The organism is Actinokineospora alba (assembly GCF_004362515.1).
In the GTDB taxonomy this organism is placed as follows: domain Bacteria; phylum Actinomycetota; class Actinomycetes; order Mycobacteriales; family Pseudonocardiaceae; genus Actinokineospora; species Actinokineospora alba.
The window spans coordinates 6,728,988-6,747,890 of sequence record NZ_SNXU01000001.1 but is presented as its reverse complement, the minus strand read 5'-3'; the positions used below and the strand labels follow the sequence as shown (position 1 = coordinate 6,747,890).

Genomic DNA, 18,903 nt, shown 5'->3' with positions numbered 1-18,903 from the left:
CGACAGTTCTAGCGTTGGACGGATCGACCGAGCCACGGGAGGCGGGCATGTCCGGACGCACGAAGTTCCTGCTCGACGAGTCGGAGATGCCGACCCAGTGGTACAACATCATCCCCGACCTGCCGGAGCCGCCGCCCCCGCCGCTGCACCCGGGGACGAAGCAGCCGGTCGGGCCGGACGACCTGGCGCCGCTGTTCCCGCAGGCGCTGATCGCGCAGGAGGTGTCGGGGGAGAGCTACATCGACATCCCCGACGAGGTCCAGGACGTGTACCGGCTGTGGCGGCCGTCGCCGCTGTACCGCGCCCACCGCCTTGAGCGCGCGCTCGGCACGCCCGCGCGGATCTACTACAAGTACGAGGGTGTCAGCCCGGTCGGCTCGCACAAGCCGAACACCGCCGTCCCGCAAGCGTTCTACAACGCGCGCGAGGGGGTCACGAAGCTGACGACGGAGACCGGTGCGGGCCAGTGGGGCAGTGCTCTCGCGTTCGCCTGCGCGGTGTTCGGCTTGGAGTGCGAGGTCTGGCAGGTGCGGGCGTCGTATGACCAGAAGCCGTACCGCAAGCTGATGATGGAGACGTTCGGCGCGACCGTGCACCCGAGTCCGTCGGATCTCACCGTGTCCGGCCGGGCGGTGCTGGCCGAGCACCCGGACTCGACCGGCAGCCTCGGCATCGCGATCAGCGAGGCGGTCGAGATGGCCGCCGCCGACCCCGACACCCGCTACGCGCTGGGCAGCGTGCTCAACCATGTGCTGCTGCACCAGACGGTGATCGGGGAGGAGGCGCTGAAGCAGTTCGAGCTGGCTGGGGACACCCCGGACGTCATCGTCGGCTGCACGGGCGGCGGATCCAACTTCGGTGGCCTGGCGTTCCCGTTCCTGCGGGAGAAACTGGCCGGTCGCATGTCGCCCGCCATCCGCGCGGTCGAGCCCGCGGCGTGCCCGTCGCTGACCCGGGGCGTCTACGCCTACGACTTCGGCGACACGGCGGGCCTGACCCCGTTGCTGAAGATGCACACCCTCGGCCACGGCTTCATTCCCGACCCGATCCACGCGGGTGGTCTGCGCTACCACGGCATGTCGCCGCTGCTGTCGCACATCTACGAGCTGGGCCTGATCGACGCCGTCGCCCTGCCGCAGCAGGAGTGCTTCGCCGCTGGCGTCCGGTTTGCCCGGGCCGAGGGCATCATCCCGGCGCCTGAGCCGACCCACGCTTTGGCTGAGTGCGTCCGCGAAGCGTTGCGGTGCAAGGAGACCGGCGAGGAGAAGGTGATCCTGACGGCCCTGTGCGGCCACGCCCACCTCGACCTGCCCGCCTATGGTGCCTACCTCGGCGGCGAGATGATCGACCACGACCTGCCCGAGGAGGAGATCGAGCGCGCGCTCGCCGAGCTGCCCGCGTCTACCTGACGCGCGCGCTGAACAGGAGGCTCAGCCGGGGGAGTCGGGCGGCGACCACAGTCAGGTCTGAGGGGTCCCAGTCGACGTCGGCGGGGTCCGGGTTCACGGGCAGGTCGATCCCGGCGTCCAGGAGCGCCTTCTCCAGGCCGAGTTCGCGTCCGGTGGCGTCCTGGTAGGCGGTGGCGGCGGCGTAGTCCAGGCTTTCCCAGTCCGGCCAGTCGCGCTCCGACCACGTCCGGAGCGGCTTCGCGGCCAGGGCGCGCACGGACTCGACTTCGGCCAGCAGGTCCGGCTCGGCGACGACCCGGTCGAAGGTGTGCCTGCCGAGTCCGAGCAGCCAGAGCTGGAAGTACCAGAAGCTGTCATCGGAGCAGAAGCCGTCGAAGATGACGCGCGCCGCGGCCCACATGTCCCAGGTGTCGGCGCGTAACCGGTGGGCGGACAGCTGGATCTGGAAGCCGACGATCTGCTCGACCGGGAGCCGCGTGAGTTCCTCGGCGAGCCACTCCGCTTGCTCGTCGCGGTCGCCCGCCTGTTCCGCGGCTCGCTCGATCAGCAGCCAGAACGCCTCATCGGTCATGCCCGCATCGTCTCAGCGGGCACCGACACTCTTGAACAAGCTGCGCGCGATGATCTCCCGCTGGACCTCCGACGCGCCTTCGTAGATGCGGGGCGCCCGCACCTCCCGGTAGAGGTGTTCGAGCAGGTGTCCCCGTTCGAGCGCGCGGGCGCCGTGCACCTGGATGGCCAGGTCGACGGCCACTTGGGCGGTCTCGGTGGCGAACAGCTTGGCCATCGCCGACAGGTGCCCGGTCTTCCCCGGCTCGGCGTCGTAGGCCGCGGCGGCGTCGTGGACGAGGAGCCGTGCGGCCCGCAGCCGGGTCGCCACATCGGCGAGTTGGTGCGACACCCCTTGGAAGGAGGACAGCGACCGCCCGAACGCCTGCCGCTGCGCCGCGTGCGCCACCGCCGCGTCCAGCGCGGCCTGCGCCATGCCGACCGCGAACGCGCCGACACTGGGGCGGAACATGTCGAGGGTGCGCATCGCGACCCCCCACCCGCCGTCGACGTCGCCGAGGATGTGCGAACGAGGAACGCGCACACCGTCGAACCGCAACCGCCCGATGGGGTGGGGCGCCAACAGGTCGATGTGTTCACCGGTGAGACCAGGGGTGTCCCGCGCGACCGCGAAGGCGGTGATGCCGCGGGCGCCCGCGCCGTCGGTGGTGCGCGCGAACACCGAGTACACCTCGGCTTCCGGCGCGTGCGAGATGTAGGTCTTCTCGCCGTCGAGCACGAAGTCATCGCCGTCCACAGTGGCCCGCAACGCCAGCGCCGCCGCATCGGACCCGGCGTCCGGTTCGGTCAGCGCGAACCCCACGGCGGCCTCACCGGCGGCGATCCGCGGAATCCACGCCTCAACCACGTCGGACGACCCGGCGAGCAGAATCGGATAGGCCCCAAGCCCTTGGAGCGCGAAGGCGGTCTCCGCCTCGGTGCAATGCCGCGCGAGAGCTTCACGGATGACGCACAGATCCATCGCGGAGGTCGGCACATACCCGGCGGCACCCCGCTGGAAGATCCGCCCAAGCAACCCATGCTCCGCCAACGCGGCGAGCAGCGGTCGGTTAATCAGCCCCGGAACCCCTCGCTTGGCGATCTCCCGAAGTGGACCCGACGCCACCTTCTCGGTGTACTCGGCCAACTCGGCCCCACCGCCCCGCCTTCCATCGCGCGGCCCGTCGGGCGCGGGTTCGCCTGCCCGTGCTTCTCGTTCTTCGCGACCGTGCAGCCCACCAGCCTGTCCTTCGCTGCGCGACCCGCTGGGCACCCGGCCTGCGGGTTTTTCTTCATCTTCGCCATCGCGCAGCCCACCAGGCAGCCCCCGCCCTTCCCCGGGGGGACGGCCCTTGGCCAGTCTATCGGTGGGGGGTGTCAAAGGATCTTGGTTTGGGGTCGGCTGTGGATAACTTCGGGGGTCATTCATGGGGGATCACCGCGGTGGCGATTAGTTCGATCATGGCTTCGGCGTCGAAGAGTTCGGTGACGCCGAGGAGGGCGACGGCGGGGTAGTGGCGGCCGAAGTGCTTGCGCCACAACGGGCCCAGCTCCGGCAACGCCGCCTTGTACGCGGACACGTCGGTCACGTAGATCACCAGTGACACCAAATGGCCAGGCGACCCACCGGCCGCCGCGAGGGCCGCCACGACATTTCCGGCGGCCACGTCGAATTGGTCCGCCATGGCGGTGCCGACGATGTTCCCGTCCGCGTCCTGGGCGGTTTGGCCGCCCAGATACACCGCGCGGCCCGGGGTGGCGATGACGGCGTGGGCGAAGCCGACCGGGGCGGCCAGGCCGGGGGCGGTCACGATCTCGTGCGGGGTCATCGGCCGGTCCAGACCGGGCGGCGGCCCGCCGACCACGCGGCGTAGAACTCGGCGTGGTCGGCGCTCTTCATCAGGAGGGCCTGGGTAATCGCCTCCAGTTCGATGGCGCTGCCCAGGTCCATGTCCAACTCCCGGGTGAGCAGCACCTTCGTCGTGGAGTACGCCAGCGCCGGGCCGTCGGCGAGCCTGCGGGCCAACGCGGTCGCGGTGGCCGCCAGGTCCTCGTCGTCGACGACCTGGGTGGCCAGGCCGATGCGGTCGGCGCGGTCGGCGTCGACTTTGTCGCCGAGGATCAGCAGTTCCGTCGCCCGGCCGAGGCCCACGAGCCGGGGGAGCAGGTAGGCCGAGCCCATGTCCGCGCCGGCCAGGCCGACCTTGGTGAACAGGAACGCGAACGACGCCGAGCGGGCCATCAGGCGGAAGTCGCTGGCCAGGGCGATCACCGAGCCCGCCCCCGCGGCGATCCCGTTGATAGCCGCGATCACCGGCAGCGGACATTCCCGCAGCGCCTTGACCACCGCGCCGGTCATGCGGGTGAACTCCAGCAGCTGCGCCGGTTCCATCCGCTGCAGCTCGCCGATGATCTCCTCGACGTCACCGCCCGAGCAGAACCCGCGGCCCTCCCCGCGCAGAACCAACACCCGCGCGTCGCCTCGATGCGGAAGCTCCGCCAAAAGGTCCCGCAGGTCCGCGTAGACGTCGAAGGTCAGCGCGTTGAGCTTCTCCGGTCGGTTGAGCGTCACCGTGGCCACGCCGTCGGTCACGTCGAAGCCGAAGTGTTCCCACTTCTCGGTAAACCCAGGCGAAGCCCTGAAAGGACTCACTGAACTCCTCCTCCGTCAAGTACAAGCGTTTGCCCGTTGACCGCCCCGGCCTCGGGCGCGGCCAGGAACGCCACGGCGAACGCGACCTCCTCCGGCTCCAACAACCGGCCCAGCGGCGACATCGCGGCCAGCGCCGCCTCGCCGTCGCGCCCGGTCCGCTCCTCGATCCGCCGCACGGTCTGGTCCGTCATATCCGTCCGCACATACCCCGGGCACACGGCGTTCGACGTCACCCCGGTGCCGGCGACCTCCGCCGCGACCGCCCGCATCAAGCCGACCGCCGCGTGCTTCGAAGCCGTATACCCTGAGGTGTAACGAAACCCCACCCGCCCGGCGACCGAGGCGACGGTGACGATTCGTCCACAGTCGCGTGAGGACATTCCCGGCAGCACCGCCCGTGTGCACAGGAAAGCGCCAGTCGCGTTGACGGTCAGCTGAGCCTCCCAGTCGGCCAGTTGCGTCCGCGCAAGCGGTGCGCTGGTCGAGATGCCGGCGTTGTTGACGAGCACATCGACCGGACCCAGACCCGCGAAGAACGACGCCACGGCATCCTCATCGGTGACATCGCACTCGGCGCGCCCGACCGCGACCACCTCGTCACCCGCGGCCCGGAACCGCGCCGCCACGGCGGCCCCGATGCCCCGGGTTCCGCCGGTCACCACCACCAGCCTGCTCACCGCGCCACATCCAACCCGCGCAGCGCCCGCCGGTCGAGCTTCCCGTTGGTGGTCCGGGGAAGCGCGTCGACGAACACGACCCGCTCCGGCGTCTTGTGCGGAGACAAGCGCTCCCGCACATACGCCCGCAGATCCTCGGCGTCGATCTCCACTCGGGCAACGACGAACGCGTACGGCCGCACCAGCCCGTCGGTCTCGTGGCCCGCCACAGCGCACTCGATGACGTCCGGGTGTCCGATCAGACAGTGCTCGATCTCGCTCGGCGCCACCCAGATGCCGCTCACCTTCAGCAGGTCGTCCGCGCGCCCCTGATAGTGGAACGCGCCGTCGGCGTCGCGGCTGAACAAGTCTCCCGTGTGGACGGTGTCACCACCCGGAAACGTTTGCGCGGACTTGTCCGGGTCGCCGTAGTAGCCGACCGCAGCGGTCGCGCCGATGATCTCCAGCGTGCCGGTCTCGCCGTCTGGAACGTCCGCGCCGTCCTGGTCCACGATCCGGGCGTCATACCCGGGCACCAGAGTGCCCACGCTCCCGGTCCGCGCCGCGCCCGGCCGGTTGGAGATGTAGATGTGGTACGCCTCCGACGACCCGATCCCGTCGACCACCTCGACACCGAACGCCTTGTCCCACTTGCGGTGCAGCTCCGGCGGCAGCGCCTCGCCCGCCGACGTGCACAGCCGCAGGCAGCTCAGGTCCTGCGACGCGGCATCCGGATGCGCGACCATCGCGCTCATCATCGTGGGCACGTTCACCAGGATCGTCGGCCGGTACTTCGCGATCAGCTCGAAGATCCGCTCCGGCGTGGTGCGCTCGCCGAACACGATCCCGGCACCCCCGACGCCGAACGGGTAGAGCGCGGCGAGATCGCGGGCGTAGCCGAAGAACAGCTTCGGCACCGGCAGCACGATGTCGTCCGGTCCCAGGTCGAGCACCCCACGGGCGTACCAGTCGTGGCTGAGGACGGGCGAGCGATTGGTGTGCACGCAGGCTTTCGGCGCTCCGGTGCTCCCCGTGGTGAACTTCCACAGCGCCACGTCGTCGCGGTGCGTGGGTGCGGAATCCAGACGAGGCGACGCGGCGGAGACCAGGGGAGCAAACGAGTATTCGTTGTCCCGCAAGGAGGTTTCGCCGATGACCAGCACCTTGCGGCCAGCGGTTCCGGCCTCGCGGACCCGGTCGAGCGTGGTCAGGTCGACGACCACGACGGCGGCGTCGGTGTAGTCCAGGAAGTACGCGTAGTCCTTGGCGGGCAGGAACGTGTAGACCTCGGCGGTGATCGCCCCGATCTTCTGCGCGGCGTACCAGGTGGCGACGAACTCGACGCCGTCGCCGAGCGCCAGCAGCACCCGCTGCCCGACCCGAACGCCGAGGTCGTGCAGGACGTGGCCGACGCGGTTGGTCAGCTCCGCCAGCTCGGCGTAGGTCGTGGGACCGGTGGGCCCGAGCAGGGCGGTGCGCTCACCCCGCCCCTCGGCCAGGTTGCGGTCGAGAAAGTACGTCGCCAGGTTGAGCCGGTCGGGGATGTCCTCGTAGCGCAACACCTCGGTGTCCTCTCATTCCTGATCGGCCAGGTCGCGGATGGCGTCGATCAGCAGCTCGGTCAGGGTGTCGAAAGTGGACTGTCCTTCCTCGGCGGTCGCCTCGGCGGGCGATCCGCAGTACGCCTGGTCCATCCCCATCGCGACGAAGTCGGTCCGGCCCTCGCGCATGGCGGTCGGCATGTCGACGATGAGCGGGGGCAACCCGCGCATCACCGACGTGTCCACCAGTGCGGGCTGGTCGGCGAGCACCAGCGAGGTCTCGTAGCGGCCCGCGTGGCAGGAGCCGGACCGGAACTCCTCGGTGAGCCGCTCGACATTGCGCCGCCGCAGCAGATGCAGGTATCCAGTGTGGATACCTTGCTCGGCCAACGAGTCGACGGCCCAGGTCAACGCCGTCACGTGCTCCGGCTCGAAGTGGTTGTTCACCAGGACGACCTTGGTGAACCCTTGCCGCGCAAGGGACGTGCACACGTCGACCACGATCGCGTGCAGCGTCTCGGCGTTGATGCCGACCGCGCCGGGGAACGCCTCGCCGTAATGCGTGACCCCGTATGGCAGGGCGGGCAGGACCAGTACCCGAACCGCGGGGTCGTCGGCGAGCCGCTCAGCGGCCCGTGCGCACATCCCGGCCGAGATGATCGGGTCTGTCGACAGTGGAGCGTGCGGCCCGTGCGGTTCGATCGCGCCCACTGGCAGCAGCAACACCGGAGTCCGGTCGCCGACAAGGAGATCGGCGACCTGCGGTGAGCTGAGATCGGCGAACTGGGTCATGACAACACCACCGCCTCGATCGGTGACGGTTCCGGTGCGAGCACGCACAAGTCGGCGCGTCCGGCGGCGACGATCGTGTTGACCTCGTCCGGTGTGGTCAAGTATCCGCCCACCAGCGTCGGCACGCCCGCCTGGTTGCGCACCTGGTCCGACAGCGTCGTCAGGTAGCCGCGCCGGAACTCCGGCCGCGCCTCGGCCACGCTTTGCCCAGCCCGCACGTGGATCAGGTCCGCGCCATGCTCGTGCACCGCCTTGGCCAGCCGGATTCCCTCCGGCAGGCCAAGTCCGCGCGGCGCCCAGTCGGTCACGGTCAGCCGCACCGAGAGCAGCCGCGGCCACATCTCACGCACCGCGTCGAGCACCGACAGCGGATACGCCCACCGGTGCCCCCCGCCCCACTCGTCGTCGCGCCGGTTCGTCAGCGGCGACAGGAAACCCGCCAGCAGGTGACCGTCGGCCATGTCGAGTTCCAGCACGTCGACCCCGGCCTCGGCCGCTCTTGCAGCCGCGTCGGCGAACGCCTGCCGGACGGCGGCGAGATCGTCGGCGTCCATGGCTTTCGGGGTCTGCGCGAACGGTCCGAACGGCACCGCGGACGCGGCCAGCAGCGGCCACGCCTGGTCGGCGGGCAGCGGGATGTCGAGCCCCTGCGCGGCCGGTCGCGTGGCCCCACGGGCACCCGCGTGGGTCAACCGCAGACCCACCAAGGCGCCCGCGTCGTGCAGCTCGTCGACGTTCGCCGTCGACGCCAACGGCGTGTCGGGGCAGATCCGGCCCTCGGGTGACACCGCGATGGGACCGGCCAACACGAGTCCGGCGCCCGCGCGCGCCGCGCGCACCGAGTCGTCCTCCGCGACCAGCCGGTTCGGCAGCGTGGTGGCGCCCAGGCGCAGCGGGGCGAACAGCGGGGGAGGGGCGACCGCGCCGGGCACCATCGACGTCCCCGAGGCGAACCAGGCGTCGAGCACCCGGATCAGGTCGGGGTCGCGCTGCGCGAGGTTCGTGTGCGAGACCCGGCCGCTGCGGGTGAGCAGGTTGAACGCGAACTGGACCGGCTCGAACCCGGTGTAGGTGGCGGTCCGGCCGAAGTACGCCGCGCTCTCGCCCGCCGCCTGCTGGAACCGCTCCACCATCGGCTGGCGGTCCAGCTCGTACTCGGTCAGCGCCGCGCCGAGGTCGCTGTGCCGCGCCAGCGCCGTGGCCAGCGCGATCGCGTCCTCCATCGCCAGTTTCGTGCCCGAGCCGATGGAGAAGTGCGCGGTGTGCGCCGCGTCGCCGAGGAGCACCACATTGCCTCGGTGCCAGCTCGCGCACCGGACCAGCGGGAAGTCCAGCCACAGCGACCGGTTCGACATCAGCCGGTGCCCGCCGAGGTCGTCGGCGAAGAGCTTCTCGCAGAACGCGATGCTCTCCGCCTCGCTCATCGTGTCCAGCCCGGCCCGGCGCCACACCGGCTCGGCGCACTCCACGATCCACGTGCTCGTGTTCTCGTCGAACGGGTACGCGTGCGCCTGGAACAGGCCGAACTCGGTCTCCTTGAAGGAGAACGTGAACGAGTCGAGCACCAGGTCGGTGCCGAACCAGACGTACTTGCAGCCCTGCGGCTTCACCGAAGCGCGGAAATCCCTGGTGCGTACCCGGGAGTTGGCACCATCGGCGGCCACCACCAGATCGGCTTGCGGCAGCTCGTCCACCTCGACGCCGAAGCGCAGGTCGGCGCCCAAGTCGGCAGCGCGGCGCTGCAGGATTCCCAGCAGGTGCTTGCGGGCGATCGCGGAGAACGTGTGCCCACGCGAGCGCAGCAGCTTGCCCCTGTACCGGATGTCCACAGTGGACCATCGGGCGAACGAGTCGGTGATCTCCAGATGCGTCGCCGGGTCCGCGTCGCGCAGCGCGCCGAGCGTCTCCTCGGAGAACACCACGCCCCAGCCGAACGTCGCGTCCGGCGCGTTGCGCTCCAACACCGACACCTCGTGCCCGGCCTTGCGCAGCAGGATCGCCAGGTACAGGCCCGCCGGACCGGCGCCGACGATGGCGACCTTCATGACAGCGCCTCGGCCAGGCGGTCCAGGTCGTCGAGATCGGCCACCGTGGGGAACAGGATCAGCTCGTCGCAGCCCTCGTCGGCGTACCCGCGCACGTAATCCTTGACCTCGCGGACACTCGTCAGCGCGCCGGCGGCGATCTTCTCGGCGAACGGGCCGGTGAAGGCGTAGTAGTCGCGCAGGTAGTCGCGGCCACGCTCGGCGTCGCCCAGCGCGATGTATCCCTGACCCCACAAGGCGGGAGCACCCGGCCGGCCGAGGTCACGCCAGGCGGCGCGCGCCTTCGTGGCGGCCGAGCCGAACGCGCGCGGCGGTCCACCGCCGTGGGCGTAACCATCGCCGTAGCGAGCCATCCGGGCCAGCGCCGCGCCGCTCGTACCGCCGACCAGCAACTCGATTCCCTTGGCCCCGAACGGAACAGTCGGCCCGATACCCGCCGAATCGAACTCGCCGCGCAAGTACGCGAGCTGCGTCGAGAGCGCGGCGCCGCGGGTGCGGTGGTCGACCCCGGCCGCGTCGTAGTCGTCGAGCCGCGCGCCCACGGCCAGCCCCAGCGTGAACCGCCCGCCGGACAGCGCGTCGACCGACACGGCTTGCTTGGCGAGCATCGCCGGACCGCGCAGCGGCCCGATCGCGATCATCGTCGCCAGCCCGATCCGACTGGTCACCGCCGCGGCCGCGGACAGCGCCGCGAACGGCTCGACGCTGTCGTAGCGCACCCGGTCGAGCACGGCGAGCGTGGAGAACGGCCCGCCGTCGGCCCGTCGGGCCCACTCGACGAGCGTCGCGCCGTCACATCCCGGAACAGTGTTGGGGAGCCCGATACCGACCTTCACCAGCGTCACGTCCTTGTGGCCGCGGTCACGTCCTACGAAAACCCTACGGTTGACCCAGCTGGGGTGTCAACTATGCTCCGACTGTGTTCGAACCCGCGCCGCAGGACCTGGTCCTGACCATTCTCGGAGCGCACGTCGGCCCCCGCGAGGGCACCGCCGTGTGGTCCGGCGGGCTCGTCGCCCTGCTGGGTGAATTCGGCTTCACCGAGGGCGCCGCCCGGGTGGCGCTGACCAGGCTGGTCCGCCGTGACCTGCTCGAACGGGTCAAAGACGGCCGGATGGTCTTCTACACGGTCACCCCGCGCGCCGCCGCGGTGCTCGCCGAGGGCGACCGGCGCATCTTCAGCCTGGGCCGTGATAGCTCTGCGGGCCCGTGGACGATTCTGTGGCACACGATCCCGGAGTCGCAGCGGGTGTCCCGGGCCCGGCTGGTGGCCCGGCTGCGGTTCCTTGGCTTCGGCTCGGTGCAGGACGGCACCTGGCTCGCCCCGCGCGACCGCACCGCCGAGGTGGCCGCCCTGCTCGACCAGCTCGACGTGAGCGCGCATGCTGGGGTGATGGTCGGCGAGCCCGCCCAGGTGCCCGACTTCGCGGCCTTCGTGCCCCGGGTCTGGGACCTCGACGCCCTCGCGGCCCGCTACGAGTCGTTCGTCGCCGAGTTCGGCGAAGCCAAAGCCGACAACCCGCGCTCGGCGTTCGAGCTGCGCGTCCGCCTCATGCACACCTACCGCCAGTTCGCGCTGCTCGACCCCGAGCTGCCCGCCGATCTCGTCGCCCCGCCGCCCTGCCGGGCCGCGGCCGTGACGCTGTTCCACCACGCCTACCCGGCGCTCGCGCCACAAGCGCAGCGCCACTTCGACGGAGTGATGACGCCGTGACCGACCAGTCCGCAGACACAGCAGCATCGTTGACCTACACCTCGTACCTGGCGCTCGATGAGGTGCTGGGGGCGCAGCGGCCGCGCTCCGACGAGCACGACGAGATGCTGTTCATCGTCATCCACCAGGTCTACGAGCTGTGGTTCAAGCAGCTGCTGCACGAACTTGACGAGCTGCAGCGCGTCCTGGTCTCCGGGCACACCCCGCACGCGGTGCGGGTGCTGCGCCGGGTGCTGACCATCTTCAAGGTCATCGTCGCGCAGATCGACGTCCTGGAGACGATGACGCCGCGACAGTTCACCAGCTTCCGGGCCCGCCTCGACGCGTCCAGCGGCTTCCAGTCCGCGCAGTTCCGCGAGCTGGAGGCGGTGCTGGGCAGGCGTGACGAGCGCGCGTTCGCCCACTATCCGCAGGGCGGTGCGCAGCGGGCGCAGATCGAGGGCGCGATGTCGCGGCCGTCGGTGTTCGACTCGTTCCTGGCCTACCTGCACTCCCACGGCTACGCCGTCCCGGTCGACCTGCTCGAACGCGACGTGCGCAAGCCGGTGGAGCCCTCGCCGGGGCTGCAGAAGGTGCTGCTGCAGGTCTACGCCGACGACTCCGGTCCGTCCACAGTGGCCGAACACCTCGTCGACCTCGACGAGGGTCTGCAGGAGTGGCGCTACCGGCACGTGAAGATGGTCGAGCGCACCATCGGCGACAAGCCGGGAACCGGTGGCTCGCCCGGCGCGGCCTACCTGCGCAAGACCCTGTTCCAGCCGGTGTTCCCGGACCTGTGGGCTGTGCGGAGCGAACTGTGAGCGATCTGGCCGCGCACTACAGCCGTTTCCGGGTCGCCGACCGGCTGCTGCTGACCGGGCACTCGCACCAGGCGTGGCCGGATGTCGCGCTGGAGGGCCAGATCGAGGCGTTCGACGACGCCGCGTCCACTGTGGACGAGAAGTGGTCGCGCGCGTTCGCCAAGGCCGACAAGTTGCGCGACTGGTACCGCGTCCTGCTCGACGACCCGGCGGGCGACATCGCGCTCGGGGCGAACACCCACGAGCTCGTGGTGCGGTTCCTTTCCGCGCTGGACCTGCGTTCCCGGCCGCGGCTGGTCACCACCGACGGCGAGTTCCACACCCTGCGCCGCCAACTCGCCCGGCTCGCCGAGGAGCGGATCGAGGTCGTGCAGGTGCCCGCGCTGCCCGCCGACACCCTGGCCGAGCGGCTGGCCGCCGAGGTGAACTCCTCGACGGCGGCCGTGCTCGTGTCGTCGGTCCTGTTCGAGACCTCGCGCATCGTCCCCGACCTCGGCGGGTTGGCGTTCACCTGCGCCGGGCACGGCGTCGAACTGCTCGTGGACGCCTACCACGCGCTCGGGGTCGTCCCGATGTCGTTGCCCGACTTCGGACTGACCGACGTGTGGGTCGTCGGCGGCGGCTACAAGTACCTGCAATTGGGGGAGGGCAACTGTTTCCTGCGGCTGCCCGCGCACGCCCAGCGGCTGCGCCCGGTCGTCACCGGCTGGTTCGCCGAGTTCGACGCGCTCGCCGACGAGAAGGACCCCACCAGGGTCACCTACGGCCCCGGCGGCACCCGGTTCGCGGGTTCCACCTACGACCCGACAAGCCATTACCGGGCCGCCGCGGTGATCGATTTCTTCGCCGAGCAGGGGCTGACGGCGCCGGTGCTGCGTGACATCTCCCTGCGCCAGACCACCCTGCTCGCGACCGCGTTCGACGACCTCCTCCTGCCCGCGTCGGTGGCCACCCGAGACCGTTCCCCGCGCAAGTTGTTCGGCGGTTTCCTGGCCATCCGCACACCGCGCGCGGCCGAGTACCAAAAGGCCCTCGCCGAACGCGGCGTGCTCACCGACAGTCGCGGCGATCACCTGCGCTTCGGCCCGGCACCGTACCTGCGTGACGACCAACTGCGGGCGGCGATGGCGGCGTTCGGCGAGGTCAGCGCGTGATCGAGTCGCCGTGCGGCGGTGGTGGGGGCACGCTGGGAGGGTCGTGACCACCCAGCGGAAGGAGCCGCGAATGACTACCGCTCGCGACATCATGCATGCCGGTGCCGAGTGCATCAACGAGGACGAAAGCCTGCTCGTCGCCTCACGGATGATGCGCGACCTCGACGTCGGCTCGCTGCCGATCTGCGGCAACGACGACCGGCTGCACGGGATCATCACCGACCGCGACATCGTCCTGAAGTGTTGCGCCGAGGGGAAGAACCCGGCCGACATGAAGGCGTCCGACCTCGCCAACGGCGCCCCGCACTGCGTCATGGCCGACGCCGACATCAACCAGGTGCTGCGCACCATGCAGTCCCACCAGATCCGCCGCGTACCGGTGCTGGAAGGCAAACGCCTCGTCGGGATGATCAGCGAGGCCGACGTGGGCAGGCACCTGTCGGAAGACCAGATCGCCCAGTTCGTCGAAAGCGTCTACGCAGCCAGGTAACCCCACGACTGAGCCGCCTTCGGGACGCCGAAGGCAGCTCAGCCGACTCCAAGCGGCCATCCGCTTGACGCCTTGGCAAGCATGAACGAGCCGCCCGCCCCCGCCGGCTTCGGTGGTTGAGCGTTGACCCCGCGATGGGTTGATCCCGCGATGGTCCGCACCCCGACGCCTGAGGCGAGGCCATCAACGCGACTGCAGCTTCGGGTGGTTGGGCTTTATTCGGGGCGGAGATGGCCCTACCCTCGCGGGGGCGGGGCGTCCCTTTCCCCACGCTCTTGACCCGCAGGGCCATCTCAGGGGTCCCCGAATCAAGCCCAACCACCCGAAGGTGCACCACCGCACCAGCCCGGTGTGGACGCGGCAGTCAGCCCAACCACCCGAAGGTGCACACCCACCCAAGCCCGGTGGGGATGCGGCAGCCAGCCCAACCACCCGAAGGTGCACCACCGCACCAGCCCGGGATGGATCAGCCCAACCAAGGTGCACCCACCACTCACGCCTGGGGCACCAGGAATGCGGCTCAGCGATGCCGCTCAGCCAACCTCCACCCGCTGGTCCGAAATCTCCCCAGCCAGGAACGCCAACAACCGCGCCCCCTCCTCCTCCGCCTCATCCCGCGCCGCAGCAGGCCACGGATCGAACGGCCGCACCTTCAACACCGCCCGCTCCTTGCCGATCTCCGTGGTCCACGCGCCTGCCGTGACCCCGTCCACGAGTACCAACCGGGGGATCGGCCCATGCGGGTCGAAGTTCTGCTCCTTGACCCGCGGCGTGACCACCCGCGACCGGTCGGCGTGGGACAGCAACAGGTTGTCGAAGTCGTAGAGGAACCGCACTGGCGCGGGTGTGTCCTCGTCCGGCCGCGGCGCGTCGGGTACGTCGAACAGTTCGCGGCCGTGCTCGTCGGTGAAGGTGACGAGGTCCATCTCCTCGACCACTTCCGAGAGCCTGGTCAGCCCCGACCACGTCTGCACGTCCTTCACCGACGCCGGGCCGAACGCGCCCAGGTAGCGCCGGACCATTCCGGCTAGCGTCAGCTCCGAGACCTCGAGATCTCCCAGCCACTGCTCGGCCGTGGTGTGCGCGGCCTTGCCCGACCGCCCCCACAGCCCGCGCGGGGTGACCTGCACCAGCGGCGTATCCCCCCGGACGGCCTGCGCCAGCGCCAACGGGTCGTGGTCGGGCCACTTCGAGGCCAGCGTCTTGCCCAGCTCGCCGAACGTCATGGCCTGCTCCTCCAGAATGGAGCGGCCCGCGGCCACCAACTCCTCCCGGTCGACGCCGACGAGGCGTTTGCCGAAGATCGCGTTCGTGCCAGTGGTCAGCATCGCGGCCAACAGGGGGCGCAGCCGCAGGCAGTCGGCGGCGCTGACCAGGTGGATGGTCGAGCGCATCAGCGCGATCCGGACCAGCTCACGCGACTCCAAGGCGTCCGACACCTGCTTGGGGGTGAGATCGCGCAGCCGCGACCACAGGCCCACGTACCAGGTGTGCGGCGTCTGCGCCTGCAGCCCGACCAGGTGCTCGACCGCGTCGACGACTCCGAGGTCGGAGCGTTCGAGCAGTAACTGCCGGGCCAGCGTCGCCCGGTTCAGCGCGCGAGTGCTGATCACACCCGCTCCAACACGACCACGGGGATGTCACGCGGCGACTTGCGCTGGTAGGAGGCGTACGTCGGGAACACCTCGACCATCGCCGCCCACAGTTCCGGCTTCTCCTCCGGAGTCGCGGTGCGCGCGCGGGCGGCGAACACCTCGCCGCGGATCTGCACCGTCACCTCCGGGTCGGCCGCGAGGTTGAGATACCAGGCCGGGTGCTTCACCGCGCCGCCATTGGACGCGACCAGCAGATAGCGGCCGTCGGACTCGCCGAAGATCAGCGCGGTGCGCCGCAGCTGACCCGATTTGCGCCCGCGCGTGGTCAACAGCAGCGTCGGATAGCCGTTGAACAGGTACCCGTCGGCACCGTCGGTCTCGACGTAGCGCTGGATGTGCCTGGCCACCCACCCGGTCGAGCTGTCCGTGATCTCGGTCATGCCACGACGGTATCGCGGCCCACCGACATCGCCCGGGCGTCGGCCCGCCGGAGGGGCCAGGCAGAATGGAGCACTGGTCTGGGACAAATCAGCAGGAGGATGCCGCGGTGGGACAGGGTCAGCTTCGTGGAGTCGTCGCGATGGACGGACCCTCGGGCACCGGTAAATCCACCGTAGCGCGTCGGCTCGCGGCCTCGCTCGGCGCGGGTTACCTCGACACCGGCGCGATGTACCGGGCCGTGACGCTGGCCGTGCTGCGCGCGGGCGTCGACCCGGCCGACGTGACCGCGGTCCGCCGCGTCGCCGAGGCCACCGACCTGCACGTCGGCACCGACCCCAACCGCGCCAACGTCCACCTGGGCTCCGAGGACGTCGCCACCGAGATCCGCGGCCAGCAGGTCACCCTCGCCGTCTCCGCGGTCTCCGCGGTGCCGAAGGTGCGCGAACTGCTGGTCGCCCGGCAGCGGCAGATCATCAGCGAGGTCCGGGCCACCGTCGGCGGGATCGTCGTCGAGGGCCGCGACATCGGCACCGTGGTCTCGCCGGACGCCGGACTGAAGGTCTACCTCACCGCGTCCGCCGACGCGCGCGCCGCGCGCCGCACCCGCCAGGACAGCGCCGAGGGCCGCACGGCCACCGTCGACGTGGTCAAGGCCGACGTGGAGCGCCGCGACCGGCTCGACTCGACCCGCGCCGCCTCGCCGCTCAAGCAGGCTGATGACGCGATCGAGGTCGACACCACCGAACTCGACATCGACGGCGTGGTCGCGCACCTGCTCGACCTGGTCCGTGACCGCGGCCTGAGCGGCACATCCGTGCAACCGGCGGGTCGATGACCACAGATCTCCCCGCGGGGGCACTGCCCTGGCTGCACGACGTCGGCCGGATGATCGGACGCTGGGGTTTCCGCCCCGCGTTCCGCATCCGCGTGCACGGAATCGACCGGGTCCCGCGCACGGGACCGGTCGTGCTGGTCGCGAACCACAGCTCCATGCTCGAACCGCAGCTCATCTTCGGAATGCTGCCGCGCCGTTCGGTGTTCCTGGTTAAGCAGGAGATGTTCCGCGGCATCGCGGGACGGGGTCTTCGCGCGATCGGGCAGGTCCCGGTCAAGCGCGGTGAACCCGACCGAACCCCGCTCCTGACCGCGGTCGACGTCCTCAAGGGCGGCGGCCTGGTCGGCGTCTTCCCCGAAGGCACCCGCGGCGAAGGCAACGTCGCGGTCGCCGAGCAGGGCGCGGCCTGGCTGGTCCGCTCGACCGGCGCGACCCTGCTGCCGGTGGCGACCCGCGGCACGCACCGGCCCGAAGGCGCCCGGCGGCGGTTTCGCCCCAGGATCGACATGATGGTGGGCGAGCCGTTCGACCTGACGGTCGGACGCGGGCGCACCGGCCTCATCGAGGCCACCGAACAGATCCGGGTCCGGCTCGCCGGCCTGGTTGACGAACTTGACGAACAGCGGAAGCGGAATCAATGACAGAGCTCGATGGCACCTGGTCCGACGAGTCCGAATGGGACTCGATCGGCGACGAGTTCGCCGACGACGACGGCGAGGCCACACCGAAGCCGGTGCTCGCCGTCGTCGGGCGGCCGAACGTGGGCAAGTCCACGCTGGTCAACCGCATCCTCGGCCGTCGTGAGGCGGTCGTGCAGGACACCCCTGGCGTCACCCGCGACCGCGTCGCCTACGACGCGCTGTGGAACGGCCGCAAGTTCACCGTGCTCGACACCGGCGGCTGGGAGCCCAGCGCCGACGGCCTCGCGGGCGCTGTCGCCGCGCAGGCCGAGTACGCGATGACCCACTCCGACGCGGTCGTCGTGGTTGTCGACGCCACTGTCGGCGCCACCGCGACCGACGAGGCCGTGTCCAAGGTCCTGCGCCGCTCGAAGGTGCCGGTCATCCTGGTCGCCAACAAGGTCGACGACGACCGGCTGATCGCCGACACGGCGTCGCTGTGGTCGCTCGGCCTGGGCGAGCCGTTCCCGGTCAGCGCCCTGCACGGGCGCAACTCCGGCGACCTGCTCGACGCGATCCTCGCCGCGCTGCCCGAGTCGCCCAAGGACACCTTCGGCGTGCAGGGCGGCCCCCGCCGCGTCGCGCTGGTCGGCAAGCCGAACGTGGGCAAGTCCAGCCTGCTCAACCGCCTCACCGGCGAGAACCGCGCGGTCGTCGACTCGGTCGCGGGCACCACGGTCGACCCGGTCGACTCGATCGTCGAACTCGACGGCCAGCTGTGGCGCTTCGTCGACACCGCGGGCCTGCGCAAGCGGGTCAACTTCGCCAGCGGCACCGAGTACTACGCGTCGCTGCGCACCAAGGCGGCCATCGAGTCCGCCGAGGTCGCCATCGTCCTCCTCGACGCCAGCGAGCCGATCGCCGAGCAGGACCTGCGGGTGCTGACGATGGTCGTCGAGTCGGGTCGCGCGTGTGTGCTCGCGTTCAACAAGTGGGACCTGGTCGACGAGGACCGCCGCCACGCGATGGTCCGTGAGCTTGAGCGCGGACTGGTGCGGGTGCCTTGGGCGGAGAAGGTCAACGTCTCGGCGCTGACCGGCCGCTCGGTCCGCAAGCTCGCCCCGGCGCTGCGCACCGCGTTGAACTCCTGGGACCACCGCGTCTCGACGGGGCAGCTCAACTCGTGGCTGGCCGACCTGGTCGCCGCCACCCCGCCCCCGGTCCGCGGCGGCAAGCAGCCCAAGATCCTCTTCGCCACCCAGGCATCGACCCGGCCGCCGACAATCGTGCTGTTCACCAGCGGCTTCCTCGAGGCGGGCTACCGACGCTTCGTCGAGCGCAAGTTCCGTGAGACGTTCGGCTTCACCGGCAGCCCGGTCCGCATCTCGGTTCGCGTCCGGGAGAAGAAGGCCCGCAAGTAGCCAGAGCCTTCTCCACCGGTGCCCGACCCCCGCGAGGGGTCGGGCATTTGTGTTTTCGGGGCCGCCACCTGCGCTTTTCGCGGGTTGTCCACAACGTTCGCCGATCACCTTGAAAGTTGCGGTGGATCTACGACATAATCGAAGTAGCGACCCGAGTTTCTCGGTCTCGTGTCACTCAGCCTGGCTGA

Annotated in this window: 19 protein-coding genes; 8 read left to right on the top strand and 11 right to left on the bottom strand. The window is 70.4% G+C overall.

What is annotated here, in order from left to right; all coding sequences use genetic code 11:
* The first annotated feature begins 47 nt into the window (after window positions 1-47).
* Window positions 48-1,409 carry a TrpB-like pyridoxal phosphate-dependent enzyme gene (locus C8E96_RS30370; protein WP_091377166.1) on the top strand — a complete coding sequence of 454 codons (1,362 nt, stop codon included), beginning with the start codon at window positions 48-50 and terminating at the stop codon, window positions 1,407-1,409.
* On the opposite strand, the gene C8E96_RS30365 is transcribed toward C8E96_RS30370, so the two are convergent.
* From C8E96_RS30365 to C8E96_RS30325, 9 genes are all read right to left on the bottom strand, one after another.
* Complete coding sequence (locus C8E96_RS30365) at window positions 1,402-1,980, bottom strand: DUF4240 domain-containing protein (RefSeq protein WP_091377169.1); 579 nt, start codon at window positions 1,978-1,980, stop codon at window positions 1,402-1,404. The two genes, C8E96_RS30370 and C8E96_RS30365, sit on opposite strands and share 8 nt — an antisense overlap.
* A 12-nt stretch (window positions 1,981-1,992) precedes the next feature.
* The gene (locus tag C8E96_RS30360) at window positions 1,993-3,105 is read right to left on the bottom strand and encodes an acyl-CoA dehydrogenase family protein (protein ID WP_228769984.1); all 1,113 of its coding nucleotides are present in this window, start codon (window positions 3,103-3,105) and stop codon (window positions 1,993-1,995) included.
* A gap of 274 nt (window positions 3,106-3,379) precedes the next feature.
* The gene (locus C8E96_RS30355; protein WP_091378130.1) at window positions 3,380-3,787 is read right to left on the bottom strand and encodes a RidA family protein; all 408 of its coding nucleotides are present in this window, start codon (window positions 3,785-3,787) and stop codon (window positions 3,380-3,382) included.
* The gene (locus tag C8E96_RS30350; RefSeq protein WP_091377175.1) at window positions 3,784-4,611 is read right to left on the bottom strand and encodes an enoyl-CoA hydratase family protein; all 828 of its coding nucleotides are present in this window, start codon (window positions 4,609-4,611) and stop codon (window positions 3,784-3,786) included. The genes C8E96_RS30355 and C8E96_RS30350 overlap by 4 nt, the downstream gene beginning before the upstream one ends.
* Window positions 4,608-5,288, bottom strand: coding sequence for an SDR family NAD(P)-dependent oxidoreductase (locus tag C8E96_RS30345; RefSeq protein WP_091377179.1), 681 nt, complete (start codon window positions 5,286-5,288; stop codon window positions 4,608-4,610). The genes C8E96_RS30350 and C8E96_RS30345 overlap by 4 nt, the downstream gene beginning before the upstream one ends.
* The gene (locus C8E96_RS30340) at window positions 5,285-6,811 is read right to left on the bottom strand and encodes a benzoate-CoA ligase family protein (RefSeq protein WP_091378134.1); all 1,527 of its coding nucleotides are present in this window, start codon (window positions 6,809-6,811) and stop codon (window positions 5,285-5,287) included. Before C8E96_RS30340 ends, C8E96_RS30345 begins: the two co-directional genes overlap by 4 nt.
* A gap of 30 nt (window positions 6,812-6,841) precedes the next feature.
* A complete protein-coding gene (locus C8E96_RS30335) occupies window positions 6,842-7,600 on the bottom strand; it encodes a creatininase family protein (protein ID WP_091377182.1) in 759 nt (252 codons plus the stop codon).
* Window positions 7,597-9,645 carry an oxidoreductase gene (locus tag C8E96_RS30330; protein WP_091377186.1) on the bottom strand — a complete coding sequence of 683 codons (2,049 nt, stop codon included), beginning with the start codon at window positions 9,643-9,645 and terminating at the stop codon, window positions 7,597-7,599. Before C8E96_RS30330 ends, C8E96_RS30335 begins: the two co-directional genes overlap by 4 nt.
* Complete coding sequence (locus C8E96_RS30325; RefSeq protein ID WP_228769986.1) at window positions 9,642-10,490, bottom strand: LLM class flavin-dependent oxidoreductase; 849 nt, start codon at window positions 10,488-10,490, stop codon at window positions 9,642-9,644. The genes C8E96_RS30330 and C8E96_RS30325 overlap by 4 nt, the downstream gene beginning before the upstream one ends.
* Before the next feature lie 74 nt (window positions 10,491-10,564).
* Here C8E96_RS30325 and C8E96_RS30320 point away from each other — a divergent pair, with 74 nt between their 5' ends.
* The 4 genes from C8E96_RS30320 (at window position 10,565) to C8E96_RS30305 (ending at window position 13,803) form a co-directional block, all read left to right on the top strand.
* Window positions 10,565-11,359, top strand: coding sequence for a PaaX family transcriptional regulator (locus C8E96_RS30320; RefSeq protein ID WP_091377190.1), 795 nt, complete (start codon window positions 10,565-10,567; stop codon window positions 11,357-11,359).
* 29 nt (window positions 11,360-11,388) lie between these two features.
* Window positions 11,389-12,159: a tryptophan 2,3-dioxygenase gene (locus C8E96_RS30315; protein ID WP_407642662.1), complete on the top strand. Its 771-nt coding sequence runs from the start codon at window positions 11,389-11,391 to the stop codon at window positions 12,157-12,159.
* Window positions 12,156-13,313 (top strand): kynureninase/PvdN C-terminal domain-containing protein, encoded by a 1,158-nt coding sequence (locus C8E96_RS30310; RefSeq protein ID WP_091377197.1) that lies wholly within the window; start codon window positions 12,156-12,158, stop codon window positions 13,311-13,313. Before C8E96_RS30315 ends, C8E96_RS30310 begins: the two co-directional genes overlap by 4 nt.
* A 70-nt stretch (window positions 13,314-13,383) precedes the next feature.
* A complete protein-coding gene (locus tag C8E96_RS30305) occupies window positions 13,384-13,803 on the top strand; it encodes a CBS domain-containing protein (protein WP_091377200.1) in 420 nt (139 codons plus the stop codon).
* 533 nt (window positions 13,804-14,336) lie between these two features.
* Here the strand turns inward: C8E96_RS30305 and C8E96_RS30300 are convergent.
* Window positions 14,337-15,416, bottom strand: a complete 1,080-nt coding sequence (locus tag C8E96_RS30300; RefSeq protein WP_091377203.1) for a winged helix DNA-binding domain-containing protein — start codon at window positions 15,414-15,416, stop codon at window positions 14,337-14,339.
* Window positions 15,413-15,838: a nitroreductase family deazaflavin-dependent oxidoreductase gene (locus tag C8E96_RS30295; protein ID WP_091377207.1), complete on the bottom strand. Its 426-nt coding sequence runs from the start codon at window positions 15,836-15,838 to the stop codon at window positions 15,413-15,415. The genes C8E96_RS30300 and C8E96_RS30295 overlap by 4 nt, the downstream gene beginning before the upstream one ends.
* Window positions 15,839-15,978: 140 nt before the next feature.
* Here C8E96_RS30295 and cmk point away from each other — a divergent pair, with 140 nt between their 5' ends.
* From cmk to der, 3 genes are read left to right on the top strand one after another with little or no spacing between them, the layout of a single operon-like run.
* Window positions 15,979-16,674: a (d)CMP kinase gene (gene cmk, locus C8E96_RS30290; protein ID WP_228769987.1), complete on the top strand. Its 696-nt coding sequence runs from the start codon at window positions 15,979-15,981 to the stop codon at window positions 16,672-16,674.
* Complete coding sequence (locus C8E96_RS30285; RefSeq protein WP_091377214.1) at window positions 16,671-17,315, top strand: lysophospholipid acyltransferase family protein; 645 nt, start codon at window positions 16,671-16,673, stop codon at window positions 17,313-17,315. Before cmk ends, C8E96_RS30285 begins: the two co-directional genes overlap by 4 nt.
* Complete coding sequence (gene der, locus C8E96_RS30280; protein WP_091377217.1) at window positions 17,312-18,715, top strand: ribosome biogenesis GTPase Der; 1,404 nt, start codon at window positions 17,312-17,314, stop codon at window positions 18,713-18,715. Before C8E96_RS30285 ends, der begins: the two co-directional genes overlap by 4 nt.
* Window positions 18,716-18,903 lie beyond the last annotated feature (188 nt).